A 21419-nucleotide genomic window follows, 5' to 3' on the forward strand; every position below is an offset into this window, starting at 1 on the left:
TAGTCGCTAGCGGGCGGCCGGGCGGCGGCTCGGCCGGCGACGCCCGCCGGGGCGACGGGTCGGCGCGCCACCGGCCCCAGCGGGGCTGGTGGGGCGGGCCGGCGCGGCGGCCACCGTCACTGGCACACCGGACGGTGTACGGGCTCCGGTGACCCGGGCGAGTTCGGTGTCGCCGGGACGGACCCAGATCGCCTCGGGGCGAATCCGGGCCGCGGCCAGCAGCCGGTCCATGTCCCGCCGCTGCTCGGGCAGGACCAGGGTGGCCACCACGCCGGTGGCGCCGGCCCGGGCCGTACGTCCACCCCGGTGCAGGTAGTCCTTGTGGTCTGCCGGCGGATCCACGTTGACGACAAGGTCGAGGTCGTCGATGTGAATGCCTCGGGCGGCCACGTCGGTGGCGACCAGAGCGGTGATCTGTCCGCTCTTGAACTGCTCCAGGATCCGGTTGCGCTGACCCTGGGATTTGCCGCCGTGCAGCGCGGCGGCCCGCACTCCACTGGCGAGCAGCTGCCGGGCCAGCCGGTCGGCCCGGTGCTTGGTGCCGATGAACATGATGACCCGGCCGTCGCGGGCCGCGATCGCGGCCGTCGCGGCCGGTTTGTCGGCCGCGCTGACGTGCAGCACGTGGTGGGTCATCGCGCTGACCGTGGCGGCGGACGGATCCACCTGGTGGGCGACCGGGTTGGTGAGGAACTGCCGGACCAGCCGGTCGACGCCACGGTCCAGGGTGGCGGAGAAGAGCATCCGCTGCCCGCCCGGGGCGACCTGACGAAGGATCGTGGTGACCTGGGGCAGGAAGCCCATGTCGGCCATCTGGTCGGCCTCGTCGAGCACGGTCACGGTGACCTCCTGCAACTGGCAGGAACCCCGTTCGACCAGGTCGTTGAGGCGGCCGGGGGTGGCCACGACGACCTCGGCGCCGGAGCGCAGCGCGTCGATCTGCCGCTGCATCGACATTCCACCGACGACGGTGACGCACCGCAGCCGTACCGCACGGGCGTACGGCTCCAGCGCCGCGGTCACCTGCTGGGCCAGCTCGCGGGTGGGCACCAGGATCAGTGCCAGCGGCCGACCGGGGCGGGCCCGGCGACCGGCGGTACGCGACAGCAACGGCAGGCCGAAGGCGAGCGTCTTGCCGGATCCGGTGCGGCCACGGCCGAGAACGTCGCGACCGGCCAACGAGTCGGGCAGGGTGGCGGCCTGGATGGGGAAGGGTTCGAGGATGCCGTTCGCGGTCAACGCGGCCAGCAGGCTGGCCGGCAGCGGCACGTCCTGGAAGGACGCCGGGCGGACCGGGGTGGCGGGCGTCGCGGGCGCGACGGAAGTCAGGGTAGGGCTCATGATCAGGCGGGCCTTCCGCTAGCGGCACGTAGCGAGGAAGGCGCCGGACGGACGAAACCGTCAGCGGTCACAAGCACGAACCATTGGGTGTGCGGTGCATGAGTACGAACCGGGGTGTGCGGTGCGTAGGCACCGACCGGGTGTTCGAGCGTGCACGAGCGCGAACCAGAGGTGCGCCAGCGCACGAGCACCGGGAAAGGGACTACGGTGGCGGCCCGACCCGCGCCACCGGTGTGGCGCGGGCCGGATCGACGCGTGGTTCAGAGCGGGCGGATGTTCTCCGCCTGCGGGCCCTTCTGGCCCTGGGTGACCTCGAACTCCACCCGCTGGTTCTCGTCCAGGCTGCGGTAGCCGGAGGTCTGGATGGCGGAGAAGTGGGCGAAGACGTCAGCGCCACCCCCGTCCGGGGTGATGAAACCGAAGCCCTTGTCCGCGTTGAACCACTTGACGGTGCCAACTGCCATGTAACTCGTCTCCTCGACGGAACGATCGGTCCCGAGACTGCCTACGGGCCGAAATGAGATCCCCGCTGGTGCGTGGATCGGCGTCGCGGTACTGATCGCCCCATCCGGTGCTGAGCCCGAACACAACAAAGAGCGCCTGGGCCGCAATCCCGCAGGCGCTCGCACTGTCTTAGCGACCGAGTGGGCGGCGCCAGCGGAGAGCTGACGTCGACCAAGGTCACCGGGAACCAAAACTGCAACCCGGTCAGCCTATCACGACTCCACCGGGTCACCCAGGCGTGGCAGGCCACGGATCAACGCCGCCAGGCCGTCGTGGTCCAGCAGATCGGCCGGCCGTACGGTGACACCCTCGCCGACGTAGTGGAACGCCGCCCGTACCAGCGCCACCGGCACCCCGGCCAGTTCCGCCCAGGCCAGCCGGTACGCGGCCAGCTGCACGGCGGCGGCCGACTCGGCGACTCCCGCCGGACGTCGACCGGTCTTCCAGTCGACCACGTCGTAGCGACCGGCCGGGCCGGCGAAGACCGCGTCCATCCGGCCACGTACCACCACTCCGGCGACCACCGTGGCGAACGGCACCTCCACCTCGACCGGCACCCGGTCGGCCCACTCGCTGGCCAGGAAGAGCTCCTGCAACCGCCGCAGTGCCTCGTCGGGCGCGGCGTCCTCGTCAGCCGCGCCCGGCAGTTCGTCGATGTCAAGCAGCCGGTCCGCGCCGAACCGCTGCTCCAACCAGGCGTGGAACGCGGTGCCCCGCCGGGCGTACGGGTCCGGCCGGGCCGGCAGCGGACGACGCAGCTGGCGGGCCAGCGCGAACCGGTCCCGACGCAACGCGACCAGTTGCGACACGGACATCTGCTCCGGCAGCGGTACGTCGACCGGACCGACACCGTTGGCCAACTGTTCGCGTTCGGCGAGCAGGATCTCCGCCTCGCGCCACCAGCGGCGCGCCGGCTGGTCCCGTCCCGACACCTCGGGGTCGTCGCCTGCCGGCCGATCGTCCCCGCTCGGCAGATCGACGGGATCTTCGGCATCGCCAGGGCTGGTCGGCGGTGGTCCCGGCACCGCCCGGTCCATCGCCCTCCGGACCAGCCCCGCCGCCTCCGCGATCCGGGTCCGGCCGGCACCGAGCGGATCCGCCGGCCAGTCCGCCCGTACCGTCACCTCGTCGATCGGGTTCGTCGCCTCAGCCGTCGGCTCCGGCGCCCAGTGGTCCACCAGACCCGCCCCGGCCAGGCAGTCGTCGTGGATCTCCCGCAGGAACACCGACGGGCCGCGATGCCGCTTCACCCCGGCACCCCACCAGTAACCGGAGCAGAGCAGCAGCCGCCGGGGACGGGTGATCGCCACGTACGCCAGCCGCCGCTCCTCCCGCTCGTCATGGTCGCGCCACAGCTGCCCGAACTCGGTCACCGCCCGGGCCAGCGCCCGCTGGTCGGCGACCTCGTCGAGCGCCAGCCGGGGCAAGCCGTCGGCGTCGCCGCGCAACGGGAACGGCAGCACCCCGAGGCCGTACAGGAAATGGTCCGACCCCCGTACCGGGCCGGGCCAGACCTCCCGGGTCAGGCCGGCCACCGCCACCACGTCCCACTCCAGGCCCTTCGCGGCGTGCGCGGTCAGGATCTGCACCGCGCCCTCCACCACGTCGACCTCGCCGGGCGCCAGACCGCGTTCCTCGTCCTCGGCGGCGGCCAGGAACGCCAGAAACGCCGACAGGGTCGCGGTGTCCGACTCGCCGGCGAACCGGGCGGCCACGTCACCGAGCGCGTCCAGATGCCCCTGGGCCAGACCGGCGTCACCACCGCTGCCGGCGGTACCGGCCCGGACCGCCACCTCCACGTCCAAGCCGGTGGTCCGCTCCACGTCGGCGATCAGATCCGGCAACGGCTGGTCCATCCGCTGCCGCAACAGGGCGAGTTCCCGGCCGTACGCCCGCAGCCGGGCGTAACCCTCCGCCGAGTAGAGCTGCGCCGGGCCCAGATCCGCCAACGCCTCCACCAGGCTCGCCTCGTCGAGCCCGTCCACCGCGATCTCCGGTTCGTCACCATCGGCGGCCCGGGGCAACTCCCGGCGGGCGGCGGCGATCGCCTTGGCCCGCCGGTGCAGGGCCACCAGGTCACGGGGACCAATCCGCCAGCGGGCACCGGTCAGCAGGCGCAGCAGGGCGGGACCGTCGGTCGGGTCGGCCAGCACCCGCAACGTGCTCACCACGTCCCGTACCTCGGGGGTGTCCAGCAGGCCGCCCAGACCGACCACCTCGACCGGCAGGCCCCGGGCCCGCAACGCCGCCTCGATCGCCGGGATCTGGCTACGCACCCGGACCAGGACCGCGCTGGTCGGCCGGGCGTCCACCGGGATCTCGTCGCCCCGGGCCGGATCGCCGCCGGCCGCCCCGCGCCAGGCGGCCAGCATGCTCTCGGCGACCCACTCGGCCTCGTCCAGCACCGTGCCCAGCAGGGCACAGTGCACGGTCGCGGCCGGCAGGCCACCCGCGCTGCGACCGGGAATCGGCGCGGCCACCTTGGCCGCCGCCGCCAGCGCGGCGACCTTCGCACCGGCGGCCCGCAGCGGACCGGAGAGCCGGTTGGCCACGCTGAGAATCTCCGGCCGGTTGCGCCAACTCGTGGTCAAGGTGAGCGTGCGGGCCGGCCGGCCGTCGACGCGGGCGAACTCGCCGACGAACCGGTCCAGCGTGCCGGCGCTCGCCCCCCGCCAGCCGTAGATCGACTGGCACGGGTCGCCGACCGCCACCACCGGATGCCCGCCGCCGAACAGCGACCGCAGCATCACCACCTGGGCGTGGCTGGTGTCCTGGTATTCGTCGAGCAGCACCACCCGGTAGCGTTCCCGCTCGATGTCGCCGACCGCCGGATGGTCCCGGGCCACCTGGGCGGCCCGCGACATCTGATCGGCGAAGTCCATCGCCTCGAAGTCCGCCTTGCGCTGCTGATAGGCCCGGACCAGCGGAAGCAGCCGCAGCCGGATCTGCTGGATGGTCAGCGCCCGCCGGACGTCGGCGTACATCCGGCCCGGATGCGACTGCACCTCGGCGAAGAACCGGCCGGTCCAGGCCGCCAGGTCGTCCGGGGTGACCAGGTGCTCGGCCAACTCGCCGGCGAGCGCCAGGACGGCGTCGGTGACCGTACCCGGCGCCCGCTCCACCTCGGACATGTCCCCGTCGTAGTTGCGGACCAGGAAGTCGACGATCTGCCAGCGGGACGCCTCGGTCAGGAGCCGGGCGGACGGTTCGAACCCGGCGCGCAGGCCGTGTTCGGTGACCACCCGGGCCGCGTACGAGTGGTAGGTGGCCACCATCGGCTCGCCGGAGAGCGGATCCTCCTCGGTACGGCGGCCTTCCCGGCCGAGTTGCCGGACCAGTTGTCCGAGTCGGATCCGGATCCGGTGCGCCAACTCGCCGGCGGCCTTGCGGGTGAAGGTCAGGCCGAGCACCTGCTCCGGGCGTACCTGCCCGTTGGCCACCAGCCAGACCACCCGGGCCGCCATCGTCTCGGTCTTGCCGGAGCCGGCACCGGCCACGACCAGCAGCGGCTCGACCGGCGCGGCGATGATCGCCGCCTGCTCCGGGGTCGGCGGCGGCTGCTTCAGCAGCCGGGCCAGTTCGACCGGGGTGTAGCGCGGGCCGGCGTCGGCGCGCCGGCGCGGCGGCGGGGTGACGAACAGCGACTGCTGGGTCATCGCCACTCCCGGGGCTGGGTCATGACGGCTCCGGGGGCGGTTCGACGACTTGGCGGCCTTTGCCGGAGACCGGGCAGCTGGTCTTCACCGGGCAGACCCGGCAACTGGAGTTGGCCACCGCCGAGAACGTCGACGCGGCCATGGTCTGGGCGGTACGCCGTACCATCGCCGTGGCCCAGCCGGCGTCGTCGCCGTCGGCCAACGGCGGCTGGTTCTGCTCCCGGGCATCCTTGACCGGGGTGCCGAGCTGCACCAGGGCCGCCCCGCCGGACTCCTCGCCGAAGTCGGCGAAAGCGCCCGCCTCCACCGCCGCCTGATAGGCACCGAGCTGCGGATGTTCGGCCAGTTCCGCGGCGGTGACCGCACTCGACTTGCCGGTCTTGAGGTCGATCACGACCAGCCGACCGTCAGCGTCGACCTCCAGCCGGTCGACCCGGCCGGCCAGCTCCACCGGTTGGTGCGGATCGTCCAGCCGTACGGTGAACTCGTGTTCGATGGCCAACAGCCGGCGGGGGTTCGAGGCCAGCCAGCGCAGCAGCTTGTCGACCATCGCCTCGGCCCGGGACAGCTCCGGGCCGGCCATCCAGCGGGCGGCAAGGTCGATCGCGTCGAACCGGGCGGCGACGTACTCCAGCAGCTTCGCCCGGTCCACGCTGGCGTCCTCGGCGAGCATCGCCGCCGCGTGCACCAGGTTGCCGACCCCGGCCGCCGTGCTCGACTCCCCCCGGCCGCCGTGCCGCTCCAGCAGCCAACGCAGGCTGCACCGCAGAGCGCTTTCCATGGTGGATGGTGTTACGCGCACCGGTTCGCCGTCGTCGACCAGCCGACGGTCGTCGGAGAGCCCCCGCAGCCCCCACCAGTCGTCCGGATGCGCGCCCGGTACCCCGGCGACCGCCAGCCGACCCAGGACGGCGGCGGCCTCATGGCGGCGTCGCGCGGACGCCGCGACGTCGGTCACCACCGTACGCAGCTCGGCCACCAAGGCGGGCAGGGTCAACGCCCGGGGCGGCCGGCCGACCGGCAGAGCCGGCGCGTCGGTGGGTGGTTCATCGGCGGCGGCGCCGCTCGGCGACTCGTTCACCGGTACGCCCCGTGCGGTCGACGGCGCGGCGGTCGACAGCGCGGCGGTCGACAGCGCGGCGTCGTCCGACGACCGATCTGCTCCGGCGTCGTCCGACGACCGGTCGCTGTCGGTGTCGGTGTCGGTGTCGGTGTCGGCATGTACTCCCAACTCGAGCAGAAAGCGACTCGGCTGCTCCTCGTGGTCCAACCCGCCGACCCCGGCGGACGCGACCGCGCTCACCAGCAGCCGGCGCCGCGCCCGGGTGGCCGCCACGTAGAACAGTCGACGTTCCTCGTCGAGCAGCGCCGAGGTCTGGGCGACCAGCGAGGCCGTCAGACCACTGCCGTCGGCGCGGCCGGTGAGCACGTCCACCAGGCGTTCCGAGCCGAGCAAACTGCCGCGCAGCCGCAGGTCGGGCCAGACACCCTCCTGCACCCCGGCGATGGCCACCACATCCCATTCGAGGCCCTTGGCGGCGTGTGCGGTGAGCAGGCGTACCGCCTCACCCCGGTCCCCCTCGGCGGCGAGGGTGTCGGCGGGCAACTGCTGGCCGAGCACGTGGTCGAGAAACACCTCGGTACGCGCGCCCGGCAGCCGGTCGACGAACCGGGCGGCCGTGTCGAACAACACCATCACCGCGTCGAGATCCCGGTCGGCGGCGGCGGCCCGCCACCGGGCCGCGCTGTCCGCGCCACCGGCGACTCCGACCGCGCCCGCCGGACCGGCAGGCGTACGGCCCCGCACGATCGCCCCGAACCAGCGGTCGGCCAGACCACTGGCCTGCCACACCGCCCAGAGCACGTCCTCCACGGTCGCGCCGGGCCGGGCCGCCGTTTCCCGGGCGGTCGCCAGCAACACCGCCACCGCCTGGGCCGGTGCCGCCCACCGGCGTTCGATCGCGGCGAGTTCCGCCGGGTCGCGTAGCGCGTCGACGAGCAGATCCCCGGAGGGCCGGCGGTCCCCGGCCGCCAGCGCCAACGCCCGCAGCCCTTGGCGCAGTCGCCGCTCGGCGAGCGGATCGGCACCGCCGAGCGGGGAATGCAGCAACGCGACGGCCGACTCCTCGTCGAGCCGGTCCGGTTCTAGCGCGCAGCGCAGCAACAACAGCAGCGGGGCCACCGCGGGTTGCCGGTGCAGCGGCAGGTCTTCGGCGTGCACCACGGTCGGCACGCCGGTCACCTGCAGTGCCCGCTGCAGCGGCGGCAACTGCCAGGTGGTCGACCGGACGATCACCGCCATCCGGGACCAGGGCACGCCGTCGATCAGGTGCGCCACCCGCAGGGCATGTGCCAGGTAGCTGGCCTCGCTGGTGGCCGAACGGAACACCCGTACCCGCACGGCGGCGGCCTCCGGGTCGGGCCCGGCAGCGTCGGGGGCGGGCCCGCTGGCGGCCGGTCGACGGGGCGAATCGGGGCCTGTCTCCGCCGCCGGACGCGTCAGCCGGTGTCCGGCCGGCCCGCGCAGCCGGCGGGCCACCCGGCCGGTCACGTCGAGCAGAGCCGGGTCGGCGCGGTAACAGACCCGCAGGGTGATCTGCCGGGCGACCGCGCCCGACGCGGTCCGGAAGCGGTGGCCGAAGACCGGCACGATTCCGGGATCGGCGCCACGGAAGGCATAGGTCGACGAGTCGGGGTCGGCGAACGCCACCAACGGCCGGCCGCCACCGGCGACCAGCCCGAGCAGTTCGACCTGCGCCGGGTCGGTGTCGGCGAGCTCGTCGACGTATACATGGGACAACCGGCGACGCTCGGCGGCAAGCAGCTCGGGGTCGTCGGTCAACAACCCGGCGGCGGCCCGGACCAGTTCGGCGTGGTCGTAGCCGACCGAGCCCCGGTTGCTCACGTCCCGCAGGGCCAGGACCGCGACGTACTGCCGGAGAAAGCGGGCGGCCGCCGGCCAGTCGGCGCGGCCGAGCCGCTCGCCGAGCCGGGCGAGCTGGACCGGCCCGACGCCCCGCTCGGTCGCCCGTTGCAGCAGATCACGGAGTTGGGTGGCGAACGCCCGGGTCGGTAGCGCGGCCCGCAGCTCGACCGGCCAGCCGATCGGATCGTCGATCTCGTCGGCGGGCCGTTGCGGCGGCGCGGACCGCCCGGCCGGGGCCGGATCGGCCGCGACCGGACCGGCGACGTCGAGCAGCTCCCGGATGATCAGGTCCTGTTCCGGGCCGGTGAGCAGCCGGGGCGACGGCTCACCGCGTTCGGCGGCGGCCCGGCGCAACAGACCGAACGCGTACGCCGAAAAGGTCCGTACCAGGGGCTCGTGGATGACCCGACGCGAATCGCCGGCGATCCTCGCCTCGATCTGGCGACGCAGGGTGTGCGCCGCCCGGCGGTTGAAGGTGAGCACCAGGACCCGTTCCGGGTCGGTGCCTTCGGCGATGCGGGCCACGACGGCCTCGACGAGAGTGCTGGTCTTGCCGGTGCCGGGTCCTCCGACGACGAGCAACGGTCCGTCGGTGTGGTCGACGACGGCCCGCTGATCGGGGTCGGCACGGCGCGCCGGCTCGGCCCGCGCCGGCCGGCGAACCAGCCGGTACGCCTGCACTCCGCTATCTCACCATGGTCGTGGGACAGCGGTGCTCATCCGGGGTCACCGAGCGCGCCGGGGACCACGGCCGTCCGATCGGCGGTACGGCCTCAGCCGAGCCGGGCATCGGTCGCGTCGAGCCGGGCTTCGATCGCGTCGAGCCGGGCTTCGATCGTGTCGATGGCCGCCGGCACCGAGTCGGCGACCAGCAGCAGGTCCCGGGCGCTGTGCCGGACGAACTCGGTGTCGGCCAGCCGGTCCAACCAGTCCAGCAGGCCCTGGTAGAACCCGTCGGCGTTGACCAGGACCACGGGTTTGCGGTGCATCCCCAGCACCGCCGTGGTCCAGACCTCGAAGAGTTCGTCCAGTGTCCCGAGGCCACCGGGCAGGGTGACGAAGGCGTCGGACTTCTCGATCATGAGTGTCTTGCGGCTGGCCATGCCGTCGGTGACGACCAACTCGTCGGAGGCGGTGTCGGCCACTTCGAGGTCGACCAGGGGTTGCGGAATCACCCCGAGGGTGTACCCACCGCCGGAGCGCGTACCGTCGGCGAGCGCGCCCATCATCCCGACGCATCCGCCGCCGGAGACCAGGGAGTGGCCCCGCGACGCCAGTTCGTGTCCGGTCGCGGTCGCCAGATCGAGCCACCGCTGATCGAGCGTGCTCGACGAGGCGCAGAAGACGCCTATCGCTGCCATGGCTCAGCCTCCGACATTCTCGTCCGCCCCGACGTTCTCGTCCGGTCGATGGTTCTCGGTCGCGCCGTCGGGTGTGTCCCCCGACCCGACCGGGGCTGATGTGTCCCCCGACCCGTCCGCCTCCGCCGCACGTTCGGCCCGGGTCTGCGCCAAGGCGGTGTCCCGCAGGGCCTCCTGTTCGGCGGCGAGTGCCGCGTCCGCGTCGACGATGTGCGCGACGGCTTCGGCGACGTCGTCGGTCAGACAGATCAGATCCAGATCGGCGGGACCGATCCTGCCCTGCGCCTGCATCGTGTCCCGGAGCCAGTCGATCAGCCCGGACCAGTAGGCCACGCCCATCAGCACCACCGGAAACCGGGTGACCTTGCCGGTCTGGACCAGGGTGAGCGACTCGAACAGCTCGTCCATGGTGCCGAAGCCGCCGGGCAACACGACGAAGGCCTGGGCGTACTTGACGAACATCGTCTTGCGGGCGAAGAAGTACCGGAAATTGATCCCGACGTCGACCCACTCGTTGATTCCCTGCTCGAACGGCAGCTCGATGCCGAGCCCGACCGAGACACCGCCGGCTTCGGCCGCGCCCCGGTTGGCCGCCTCCATCACGCCCGGACCGCCACCGGTGATGACCGCGTAACCGGCGGCGGCCAGGGCAGCCCCGAGCCGCTCGGCGAGTTGGCACTCCGGGCTGTCCGGTCCGCTGCGGGCGGAGCCGAAAACGCTCACCGCCGGCGGAAGGTCGGCCAACGTGTCGAAGCCCTCGACGAACTCCGACAGGATGCGCAACGCCCGCCACGCGTCCTTGGTCTTCCATTCACCACGGGTACGGGAATCGAGCAGTCCTTGGTCCGCCGTACCGCGATGAATGGCGTCCCGGCGGAGCGTCACCGCCCCCCGGTGGCGCTCCGGTCCGGGCTGGTCGGGTTCCGCCGACAGCTGGCCGGGTTCCGCCGGCCGATTGTTCAGTTGCCTCATCTGGTCAACCTTGACATCCTTCTCGCCCTAAAGCTAAAGGACGAGGATTCCCTCCACGCTGCGTGTGGAACACGCGGCGTCCGGGTAGGTTACCGCTTCACTGCGCGGTGCCGGGACAAGCCCTGGTCTTACCCGCGCTCGACGGTCGTTGAAGTCCGCCTGTCCGGCGGCCTTGATGTTGATGGCGGCGTTGATGTCCCGGTCGTGGTGACTGCCGCACGGGCAGTCCCACTCCCGGACGTTCAACGCGATCTTCTCGTTGATCCGGCCGCAGTCGGAGCACATCCGGGTGGACGGGAGCCACCGGTCCACCCGGGCGAAGGTGCGCCCGTACCGCTCCGCCTTGTACTCCAGCATGCGGGTGAAGGCGGCCCAGCCCGCATCGTGCACGGACTTCGCCAGCCGGGTCCGGCCGAGACCAACAACGCACAGGTCCTCGACGTACACCGCTTGGTTGTCGCGAATGATCGCCGTGGACAGTTTGTGCTGCCAGTCCCGCCGGGTGTCGGCCACCCGCGCATGAGCGCGAGCGACCCGCACGATGGCTTTCTCGCGGCGGTTGCTGCCCTTCTGCTTGCGCGCGAGGGCCTGCTGCAACCGTTTGAGTTTGCGGGCCGCCCGGCGCAGAAACCCCGGGGCGGTGATCTTCGTGCCGTCGGACATGACCGCGAAGTGCCTCAAGGGCGTCTCCTCGCGCCGCCGCCGGCAGGAGTTCCCCGACCTGGTGCAGCCACTACTACCGGGCCAACAACTCTGGTCCGGCTCGTACTTCGCCGGTCTGTCGGCGGCGCACCGCTGAGCGTCCCGAGCCAGACGACCCGCGCCGAGCCGGTGATCCTTGCCGCGGGCGATGAGGAAGCACGACGTCTCGTTGTCGTCCTCGCCCAGCACGACGACGATCGGCTGCTGTCGGCCGTGTAGCAGCCCGAGGAGGAAGTTCCGGGCGAGGAGCCTCTACTACTCACTCTTCATCAAGCAGTACATCGAGCAGCAGAACCGTCCCGGTCAAGGCACTGCTCGGGCCTGGCGGCCCTCCCAGCGCGGGCATTCACCCCCGGCCTGAAGGCCGGAGCACTGGCCCGCATTCCGGTAGCGGTCCGGGTCGGGCTGGTGGCGACACTGGTCAGCCGGGTCCAGTGCGGACGAAGCCGTGACGTCGACACGATCGGCGACGGTGCCGGCCGAGGGCGCGCGACAGGCGGAGAAGGAGCGCGAGAACGAGCGCGGGTAACGGGTCGGCCGCAATTCGCGGGGAAGTTAGCCGCAGGTGCAACCAAATCGGGTGCGGGTACGTCTGTGTTGACAGATACTTGGTGCGCCGGGCGGTGGGGAGGACGCCGTCACGGCACCTTCGGGGGGAGGAGCAATCATGATGACACGCAGCGAATTGATGCGGGTTCGGCGGCAGATGCATCGCCGAATCCAAGCCGTGGTGGCCGAACGTCGGATGGCCGGGGGGCGGCCCCACTCGACCGAGCCGGTCGCGGACGCCACCACCGATTCAGAGCAGATGCTGGTTGGCTGATCGGGTGATCAGTTGATCGGCGCGGTGTACGGCGGAGCCCGGGGGCTCCGCCGTACACCTTTCAGTCGGGCACGCCAGTCGGGCCCGCGCCGACGGTGAACGCCGGTCAGTCGGGCGCTCCGGCCAGCCAACGGCGCAGCGTCGCGGTCCCCTGACGGATCTTGTCGATTTCCACGTGTTCGTCGGGCGCGTGGGCCAGGTTGGGATCGCCCGGTCCGAAGTTGAGCGCGGGAATGCCGAGGGCGGCGAACCGGGCGACGTCGGTCCAGCCGAGCTTGGCGACCGCTGGCCGCGCCACCGCCGCCAGGAATTCCTGAGCCGGGGCCGAGGTCAGCCCGGGCAGTGCACCGCCGGCGACATCCGCCACGTCGAGGGCGAAGCCGTCGAAGACCTCGCGCACATGCGCCTCGGCCTGCTTCTCGTCGCGGTCCGGCGCGAACCGGTAGTTCACCTCGACCTCACACCGGTCCGGGATCACGTTGCCGGCCACCCCGCCGTCGATCCGGACCGCGTTGAGACCCTCGCGATACTCGCAGCCGTCGATCTTCACGGCACGCGGACGATACTCACCAAGCCGACGCAGCACTTCTCCGGCCGCGTGGATCGCGTTCACTCCCCGCCACGACCGCGCCGAGTGCGCCCGGCGACCGCTGGTGGTGACCACCGCCCGCATGGTGCCCTGACAGCCCGCTTCGACCACACCGTGGGTCGGCTCCAGCAGTACGGCGAAGTCGGCCAGCAGCCACTGCGGGTGCGCCTGCGACACCAGCCGCAACCCGTTGTACCGCGAGTCGATCTCCTCGGCCTCGTAGAACAGATAGGTGACGTCGTACCTCGGGGCGGCCACGTCGACCGCCAGATGCAGCGCCTGAGCGACCCCCGACTTCATGTCCGACGTACCGCAGCCGTAGATCAGGTCGCCGACCAGCCGGGACGGGAAATTGTCGGCCAACGGGACGGTGTCCAGATGCCCGGCCAGCACCACCCGCTGCGGCCGGCCCAGCTCGGTGCGCGCCATCACGGTGTTGCCGAAACGGGTGGTGGTCAGCCAGGGCACCTCGTCCAGCACCTGCTCGACACAGTCGGCGATGCGCTCCTCGTCGCGCGACACCGACTCGATGTCCACCAACGCGCGGGTCAACGTCACCGGATCGGCCAACACCTCGGGGCTCAGCGGGTTCACCATGGCTGGCACGGTACCGTCTCGACAGGGTCGGCCCGCCCACCGATGGCCACAATCGCCAGGAGGTCGGCCGGCTCCGACACGTACCCGATCGGGAAGGCGACAGTGCGGTGACGGTTTCGACCAGTGCGGTGACGGTTTCGACGCGGCCCGCGTGGGGCATCGGCCTGGCCACCATCACCGAGCAGGGTCAGGTGCTGGACACCTGGTACCCCGCCGGCCAGCTCGGGCTCGGCGAACGGCCGGCGCCGGCCGGGGACGGCACGGACGACACGGACAGCACGGACGGGTCGTCCGGTCTGCCGGCGGCGGCACTCGGCCCCCGCGCGCTGCCCGGACTGCGAACCGAAGCGGTGGTCACCGAGATCGGCTCGCTCGCCGACCCGATCAAGGACACCGCCGACGCGTACCTGCGGCTGCACTTGCTCTCCCACCGCCTCGTCCGGCCCAACGAGCTCAACCTCGACGGCATCTTCGGCCAGTTGGCCAACGTGGCCTGGACCTCGGCCGGGCCGTGCCCGCCGGACCGGGTCGACGAGCTGCGGATGATCGAACGCGCCGCCGGCCGGCACCTCGCCGTGTACGGGGTCGACAAGTTCCCCCGGATGACCGACTACGTGGTGCCGTCCGGGGTGCGGATCGCCGACGCCGACCGGGTCCGCCTCGGCGCCCACCTCGCCGCCGGCACCACCGTCATGCACGAAGGGTTCTGCAACTTCAACGCCGGCACCCTCGGCACCTCCATGGTGGAAGGTCGGATCGTGGCCGGCGTCGTGGTCGGGGACGGCTCCGACGTCGGTGCCGGGGCCTCGATCATGGGTACGCTCTCCGGCGGCGGTACCGAGAAGATCCGCATCGGGGAGCGCAGCCTGCTCGGTGCCAACGCCGGCATCGGCATCTCGCTCGGCGACGACTGCGTGGTCGAGGCGGGCTGTTACATCACCGCCGGCGCGAAGGTGACCCTGCCCGACGGCCAGGTGGTCAAGGCCCGGGACCTGTCCGGCGTCGACGGGCTGCTGTTCTGGCGCAACTCGGTCACCGGGGCGCTGGAGGCCCGTCCCCGCACGGGCGCCGGCATCGCGCTCAACGCCGCCCTGCACGCCAACGACTGAACCCGCGCGGGTCGTGGACCGCTCATCAGGGCCGACCCTGATGAGCGGTGCCACGGCCGCGCGGGCATCACCAGCCGGTCACGCGGTCAGCGCACCGTGATCCGGTACGCCTGGTGGATCGTCTGCTCCAGCGTGTTGCCGGCCCGGTCGACGACCGTGGCGCGCAGTGACACGTACCCGTCCTGCTTGGGATGGCGAACTGTGGCGGTCCACCCGGCCTTGGCCGAGGTGACCTCGGCCCGCTGCCAACTGTCGCCCCCGTCGTAGGAGACCTCGACGGTCGGCTTGCGCACCCCGATGCCGGTCACCCCGGGCTGGTGGGTGACGGTGAACGGGATATCCACCACCCGGCCCGCCGGGGCGGTGTTGGCCGGGTCCAGCTTCGGCGCGAAGCGCACCGCGAGCACCGGCAGCAGGTCGGTCCGCTGCCGCGCCACCGGCCCGGACGGAAACGTCCAGATCCCGCTGACCGTGGTCGACAGGTCGCTGACGTCGCGGGTCGCCGACACCTCCAGCCGGTAGTCGGCGTGTCGCCGGGGCACCTCGAACCACCCGTACCCGGGCTCCTCGGTCTGCCCGACCAGCTTGCCGTCCCGGTAGAGCGCCGTCCGGGCGGTGCTGGTCAGCGACGTACCCGGGTGGCCGTGTGCGTCGCTGAACATCGGTATGTCGACCGCGATCAGGTTGCCCTGCCGGCTGACCCAGCCGCTCGGCGACGGCGACGCCGGGAAGGCCGGACCGTACGGGGCCGCGTTCCAGGTGTCCTGCGTACCTTTGCCCGGCTGGTAGCGCTGCGGCAGTGACACGAGCAGCGCGGTGTACTGCGGCCAGTCCTCCCCCTCGACCGGCCGGGAGAACTCGAGGTAGCTGCTCCAGCTCAGCGTCCGGGTGACGTTGTGGTGTTCGACCCGTACCCCGGGCAACTCGACCGGTACGACGATCGCCCAGGCACCCGGATCCAGGCCGGTGTGTCCGGGGAAGACGAACCGGTCGGTGCCGCCGCCCGGGTTGGTGCCCCGGAACTGGTGCCGTACGGTGGCCAGGTCCCGTGGCCGGTAGGTCCGGGTGAGGCCGGTGGGTAGCCGGTCGGCGAAGAGCTCGCTGAGCCCGTAGAAGTAGGGACTGTCGGCGAAACCGCCTTCGTCGTCCGGGCGCAGCCACTGGCTGGCGATCGCGGAGGAGAACTCACCGTCCGGCGGCGGCGTGCCGAACTGCCCGGTGGTGAGTCCGTCGAAGCTCTCGGTCAGCAGACCGACGCCGGCTCCGCCGTTGTCGCGTTCGAACCGCAGGCTGACGTCCACCAGCGCGGTCCGGGCCGTCTCCTCGGGGATGCTCATCCGCACCGGTTTGCCGGCACGGGCGTCGAAGGTGACGGTCGCGTCGGCGTCGAGCCGGAAATTGGGTTCCGCCAGTACGGCGGTCTGCCATTCCCGCTCGCCGACCAGTCGTTCGACGACGCTGGTGAGTCCGTACCGGCCGGCCGGCAGCCGGAGGGTCACCTCGCCGTCCGGGTCGTCGCTCCAGGGCATCGCGTCCACCGGCTGGTCGAGACCGATGGCGAGGGTCCAGTAGCCGGTGGTCGGCGCGCCGGTCTGGTCGAGGTGACGCAACGTGACCTGATAGCTCTCCACCTCCTTGTGGATCCCGAACGGGGTGACCACGTCGACGTCGCCACCGGTCGCCACCAGATGCCCGGAGTACACGCCGTCCGGTCCTTCGACACTGGTGTCGGTGGTCACCGTCACGTCGGCGGTGCCGCCGGCCGGGACGGTCACCTCGGTGGCGTCGTGGGTGAACATGCCGGGCGGGGCGGGCGCACCGGTCGGGTCGACGGCCCCGAGCGACAGCGTCAGCGTCAGCGGTTCGGTGCCGCTGTTGCGGTAGGTGACCGTCTTGGCCACCGGCTCGTCGTCGTGGTGTGGCCAGGCGCTGCGCCCGAACGAGACGCTGGCCGGCTGGGTGGTCACCGGCTGGGTGACGGCTCGGGCCACGTCGACCCGGCCGGCACCCTGCTGGTACGCGGTGGCCCCGGCGGACGGTGCGGCCGACGCCATCAGCGCCGCCTTGAGCTGGCCGGCCGCCCAGTCGGGTCGCCGCTGGGCGAGCAGCGCCGCGGCGGCGGCCACGTGCGGCGTCGACATCGACGTGCCGGAAGCGGCGACGTAGTGTTCGCCGACCGGCTCGTCGAGCGTGGTGCCGGCGGCGCGGGCGGCGACGATCCCGACGCCGGGCGCGGTCAGGTCCGGCTTGACCGCGTCGTCGCCGGTGCGCGGGCCTCGGCTGGAGAAGTCGGCCAGGGTGTCGTCGCGGTCCACCGCGCCGACGGTCAGGGCGGCGTCGGCGCTGCCCGGTGAGGCGACGGTCCGCTCCTGGCCGGAGTTGCCGGCGGCGATCACGAACAGCGCTCCGGTCCGCGCGGTCAGGGTCTCGACCGCCTGCTCCAGCGGGTCGATCTCCGGCGAGTCCCAGCCGCCGAGGCTGAGGTTGATCACGCTGGCGTCCTGCCGCTCGGCCGCCCAGTGCATCCCGGCCAGGATCGCCGACTCGGTGCACCACGACGATTCGCAGACCTTGCCGGAGATCAAGGTGGCGTCCGGTGCCACGCCACGGTTGGCTCCGCCGGAGGCCGCACCGCTGCCGGCGATGATCGAGGCGACGTGGGTGCCGTGCCCGACCAGGTCGGCCGGATCGGGATCGTCGGTGAAGTTCCGCGACCGCGCCACCGTGCCGACGAGGTCGGGATGGGTGGCGTCGATCCCGCTGTCGAGGACGGCCACGGTCACGCCGGCACCGGTCAGACCGGCGGCGTGCGCCGCCGGGGCACCGATCTGCGCGGCGCTGCGGTCGAGCAGCAGTCGCCGTTTGCCGTCCAGCCAGATGCGGTACGGCCTGCGGGTCGGGCCCTCGGTGGCGGTAGCCGCGTTGGTCAGCCCGGCCCAGAACCTGGCGGCGGTCGCTTTGCCGGCGCGGGCCGCCGCGCCGTCGATCGCCGCGAGTTCCTGGGTGATCCGCAGGCCGGCGGGCAGCTCGGCCCGGCTGGCGACGCCGTCGGGGTAGGCGACGATCAACGGCAGATCGTCTCGGGCGGCGTCGTGGTAGCCGTACGAGATCAGGTTGGTGATGTTGAACAGTTGGCGGTCGAGCACCCCGGCGGCGATCAGCGGCTGCGCGTCCATCGGTACGACGTACTGGCCGTCCGCGCCGTGGCGGGTGATGAACCTCAGGTGGGACCGACCGGGCGCGGGTCGCACGGCGGTCCCCTCGGCGGTACGGACGACCTGGTCCCCGCTGATCAGTGTGACGGTGTGGGCGGGCTCTGGTTGGTCGGTGGCGGCGGGTGGTGGTGCCGCCGCTCGGTTGGCGGAGGCGACGCCGGGCTGGGCGAAGCCGATCCCGGTCGCGACGAGGACGGCCGCGAGGGTGGCGGCCGTGACTGTCCGGACTGAGTGCATGGAACCTCCCCGATCGACGTCGGACGAGACGTCAAGGTCGTGTGCGAGGTCCCAGAGTTACATACCGGATATGCCCTTAGGCACTTCGAAACACGGGGCAAAATAGACACTTTGCCGTCGCAAGATCAACAATTAGTGATGCGACGGCGACACGACTGGCTGATGGCCGCCGAGCCAGGGGACCACGTCGGTGTCACCGAGGGGGTGGGAGAAGAGGAAACCCTGCCCGAACCCGCAGCCCAGATCACCCAGCAGGTTGCGATCGACAACCGTCTCGATGCCTTCCGCCACCACATCCAGGTCGAGAGTGTGTGCCAGGCGAATGATCCCGTCCACCAGCGACCGCTGCCGGCGCGAGTCCGCGATCTCGGCGGTGAACGAACGGTCGATCTTGAGAACGTCGATCGGTAGCTGACGCAGGTAGCCCAGCGCGGAGAAGCCGGTGCCGAAATCGTCGATCGCCATCCGGACCCCGAGCTCCCGCAAGCGCGCCAGATCAGCCCAGATGTGATCGTCGGAGCCCAGCAGCAGACTCTCGGTGAGTTCCAACATCACCAGGCTGGGATCCAACCGGGCAGCGGCGAGCTCCCGCTGGACCTTCCCGATGAAGCCGGTACCTCGGAACTGCCGGGCCGACACGTTGACACTCACGTACGGCACCCGGCCGGACGACGGGCACGCCGGCCAGCGCGTCGCCGCCGCGATCGCCCGACCCAGCACCCAGTCGCCGATCGGCTCGATCAGACCGGTCTCCTCCGCCAGCTCGATGAACTGCACCGGCTGCAGCAGCCCCAGCGTCGGATGCCGCCAACGCAGCAGCGCCTCCAGACCGACCGCGTCACCGGTGGCCAGATCGACGATCGGCTGGTACTCGATTGCGAAGTCCGTTTCCGGCACCGCCCGCTCCAGCGCGGCCCGCAACTCCATCCGGCGGACCAGGCTGACGTGCAACGCCGGCTGATAGCGCCGCCACCGCCCCTTGCCGGCCCGCTTCGCCACATACAGCGCCAGGTCGGCGTGGCGGAGCAGTTCCTCGGTGCCGGTCGCGTCGACGGTCGTCGCCACGCCGACGGTGACCGCCCCGCCGACCACCCGGTCGGCCAGACGGAACGGCTCGGCGAACGCGGCCACCACCCGCTCGGCGATCCGCTCGACCACCGTCGGGTCGGCCGCGTCGTCGATCAACGCGGCGAACTCGTCGCCGCCCAGTCGCGCGACGGCGTCGGCCGAGCCCAAGGTGACGGCCAACCGGTTGGCGACGGCGATCAGCAGCTCGTCACCGGCCGCGTGGCCCATCGTGTCGTTGACCACCTTGAAGTCGTCCAGATCGATGAAGAGCACCCCGACGTCGTGGCTCCCCCGCTGGGCCCGGACCACCGCCTGCTGGACCCGGTCGTGAAACAACACCCGGTTGGCCAGCCCGGTCAGCGAATCGTGGAACGCCCGATGCGTCAACTCCCGCTCCAGCCGCCGCCGTTCGGTGACGTCCCGCAACGTGATCACCAGTCCCCGTACGGTCCGGTCGGTGCGCAAGTCCCGACAACGCACCTCGACCTGGACCACGCCGCCGTCGGCGTGCCGCAACCGCCAGTCCTCCCAGTCACGCGGCTCGCCGGACGAGCGGACCAGGCCGAGCCCTTCGGCGACCCGCTCCCAGTCGTCCGGATCCACCAGATCGGCAACGGTCGTCCCGGCCGGTGCCGTACGGCCGAGCACCGTCTCGATCGCGGGACTGGCGTAACCGATCCGGTCGCCGTCGTCGACGATCAGGATGACGTCGGAACTGTGCTGCACCAGGGTCCGAAAGTACGCCTCGGCGTCCCGTCGGTTGATCTCGTCACCGAGCCGCACCCGTTCCAGGGCCATCGCGGCCTGACCCGCCAGCACCTCGATCGCGTCGCGCAACACCCCGAGTACGGCAGTCTCCGCCGACACCAGCAGCACACCGGCCCGGGGACCAGCGCCCGGAACACCGGAGCCGGCGCCAGCGCCAGCGGCAGGACCGGGCCATCGGCCGACGGCACCCGATCCGGCGTCGGGCAGGGTGCCGCGTCCGGCGCTCAGGCCGTCGGACACGCCGCGCCCGGCGATCAGGCCGCCGGCCGGTCGGCGACCGTTGACCCGGGCATCGTCGACCGGCGGGCCGGCGGGCCGGCGTTCCGGCAACACCAGTGGGCAGAGCAGAGCGAACGGGAACGCCCCCAGCTGCCGGGCCAGGACCGGCGCGAGCGCCGGACGCCGCAGCAGACGGGTCCGCCGTACCGCGATCGTCGACGGGGTCAAGGTGCCGGACGCGGTCGCCGGGACCGCCGGACCCCAGATGCTGCTCGCCAACGCCGGCACCCCGCCGGACCGGTTGAGCACCAGCACGATCCGATGCTCGACGCCCTCCGGCATGATCCGCGCCACACCGGCCCGGACGGCCCGATCCACCTCGCCGACGTCGGCAGCGGACACCAACGCCGCGCACGCGTCGCGCAGACCCTGCTCCCGCCGTACGGTCTGCCGATGTGCCGCGAGGACGTCGCCGAACCGGCTGAGGACCAACGCGAACACCACAGCAGAGGTGATCGCGAGCATGGCACCGTCGCGGACCCGGCCGGTCATCGCCTCGACCAGCAGAATCGCCGGGGCGATCATCGTGGCGAGGATCAGCAGCACCGCCCAGGGCCGGCTGACCTTGCTCTGTTCCACGTCCAAGGGCTCGGACAGATCCGCCATCGACGGATGCAGGCCGGCCGCTCCCCAGCTCGCGTAGAGCAGCAGCCAGCCTGATTCGATCGGCCCGCCCGGCTGCCACTGTGCTCCGAGCGTGATCAGTCCGTAGAGGACGTCCGAGACCAACATCCCGGCCGCGCCGGTGATCAGCAGCAACAGCGCCGGGGTACGGGGGTTCGTCGCGAACAGCCGGATCATCACCGCCAGGATCAGCAGATCGCCGAGGGCGTACGCGGCCAGCAAGGACCGCTGCGCCTGGCTGAGCCCGGGCGCGGTGATGTACGGCCCGACGAGGAAGATCCAGGCGAGCAACGCGGCGGTGCAGAGGAACGTGAGGACGTCGAGCAGTCGGGCTCGGTCACCGATCACGCGTGCGCCCCGGGTGAGGCTGAACAGCCCGACCGCGGCCAGGACGAATACCACCAGATAACAAAGTTCCGTAAAAATCGAATCCGGAAATACGGCATACGCCGTGTCACCGGCCGCGAGAGTGACCACTGCGGCGGCCAGGCACCACCAGGCAAGCACCCGCTTCGGCCGGTACCGCCGGATGCCGAATACGATGCCGACGCCGCCGAGCACCCCGAGCGCCGGCCAGATGAACGGATGCCAGGCCGGTGCGGCGAACACCCCGGCCGACAGGACGATCATCACGATGGCGTACCCGCT

General features: G+C 72.0%; 12 protein-coding genes and 1 pseudogene. 3 read left to right on the forward strand and 10 right to left on the reverse strand.

Annotation, left to right across the window (positions count from 1 at the left end):
* Nucleotides 1-6 precede the first annotated feature (6 nt).
* The 7 genes and pseudogenes from O7632_RS27240 to O7632_RS27270 form a co-directional block, all read right to left on the reverse strand.
* Nucleotides 7-1341 carry a DEAD/DEAH box helicase gene (locus O7632_RS27240; RefSeq protein WP_278118397.1) on the reverse strand — a complete coding sequence of 445 codons (1335 nt, stop codon included), beginning with the start codon at nt 1339-1341 and terminating at the stop codon, nt 7-9.
* A 260-nt stretch (nt 1342-1601) separates the two neighbouring features.
* Nucleotides 1602-1805 carry a cold-shock protein gene (locus O7632_RS27245; RefSeq protein ID WP_278118398.1) on the reverse strand — a complete coding sequence of 68 codons (204 nt, stop codon included), beginning with the start codon at nt 1803-1805 and terminating at the stop codon, nt 1602-1604.
* Between the two features lie 252 nt (nt 1806-2057).
* Nucleotides 2058-5501: a UvrD-helicase domain-containing protein gene (locus O7632_RS27250; RefSeq protein ID WP_278118400.1), complete on the reverse strand. Its 3444-nt coding sequence runs from the start codon at nt 5499-5501 to the stop codon at nt 2058-2060.
* A gap of 19 nt (nt 5502-5520) precedes the next feature.
* Nucleotides 5521-9093, reverse strand: a complete 3573-nt coding sequence (locus tag O7632_RS27255; protein WP_278120434.1) for an ATP-dependent DNA helicase — start codon at nt 9091-9093, stop codon at nt 5521-5523.
* Between the two features lie 107 nt (nt 9094-9200).
* Nucleotides 9201-9788, reverse strand: coding sequence for a TIGR00730 family Rossman fold protein (locus O7632_RS27260; RefSeq protein ID WP_278118402.1), 588 nt, complete (start codon nt 9786-9788; stop codon nt 9201-9203).
* A 114-nt stretch (nt 9789-9902) separates the two neighbouring features.
* Nucleotides 9903-10760, reverse strand: a pseudogene (locus tag O7632_RS27265) (TIGR00730 family Rossman fold protein); the annotation flags it as partial.
* A gap of 33 nt (nt 10761-10793) precedes the next feature.
* Nucleotides 10794-11423, reverse strand: coding sequence for a transposase (locus tag O7632_RS27270; RefSeq protein ID WP_278118404.1), 630 nt, complete (start codon nt 11421-11423; stop codon nt 10794-10796).
* On the opposite strand from O7632_RS27270, the gene O7632_RS27275 reads away from it, so the two are divergent.
* On the forward strand, nt 11422-11559 hold the full coding sequence (locus O7632_RS27275) for a transposase (RefSeq protein ID WP_278118406.1): 138 nt from the start codon (nt 11422-11424) through the stop codon (nt 11557-11559). The two genes, O7632_RS27270 and O7632_RS27275, sit on opposite strands and share 2 nt — an antisense overlap.
* Before the next feature lie 570 nt (nt 11560-12129).
* A complete protein-coding gene (locus O7632_RS27280; RefSeq protein ID WP_278118408.1) occupies nt 12130-12285 on the forward strand; it encodes a hypothetical protein in 156 nt (51 codons plus the stop codon).
* Between the two features lie 106 nt (nt 12286-12391).
* Here the strand turns inward: O7632_RS27280 and dapE are convergent, their stop codons facing one another.
* Nucleotides 12392-13471 carry a succinyl-diaminopimelate desuccinylase gene (gene dapE / locus O7632_RS27285; RefSeq protein WP_278118410.1) on the reverse strand — a complete coding sequence of 360 codons (1080 nt, stop codon included), beginning with the start codon at nt 13469-13471 and terminating at the stop codon, nt 12392-12394.
* A 128-nt stretch (nt 13472-13599) separates the two neighbouring features.
* On the opposite strand from dapE, the gene dapD reads away from it, so the two are divergent.
* On the forward strand, nt 13600-14580 hold the full coding sequence (gene dapD / locus O7632_RS27290; protein WP_278118412.1) for a 2,3,4,5-tetrahydropyridine-2,6-dicarboxylate N-succinyltransferase: 981 nt from the start codon (nt 13600-13602) through the stop codon (nt 14578-14580).
* An 86-nt stretch (nt 14581-14666) separates the two neighbouring features.
* Here dapD and O7632_RS27295 read toward each other — a convergent pair whose 3' ends face one another.
* Both O7632_RS27295 and O7632_RS27300 read right to left on the reverse strand, forming a co-directional pair.
* Complete coding sequence (locus tag O7632_RS27295; protein ID WP_278118413.1) at nt 14667-18032, reverse strand: S8 family serine peptidase; 3366 nt, start codon at nt 18030-18032, stop codon at nt 14667-14669.
* Nucleotides 18033-18164: 132 nt separating this feature from the next.
* Complete coding sequence (locus tag O7632_RS27300; protein WP_278118414.1) at nt 18165-21401, reverse strand: EAL domain-containing protein; 3237 nt, start codon at nt 21399-21401, stop codon at nt 18165-18167.
* Nucleotides 21402-21419: the final 18 nt, after the last annotated feature.

This window comes from Solwaraspora sp. WMMD406 (genome assembly GCF_029626025.1).
GTDB lineage: Bacteria > Actinomycetota > Actinomycetes > Mycobacteriales > Micromonosporaceae > Micromonospora_E.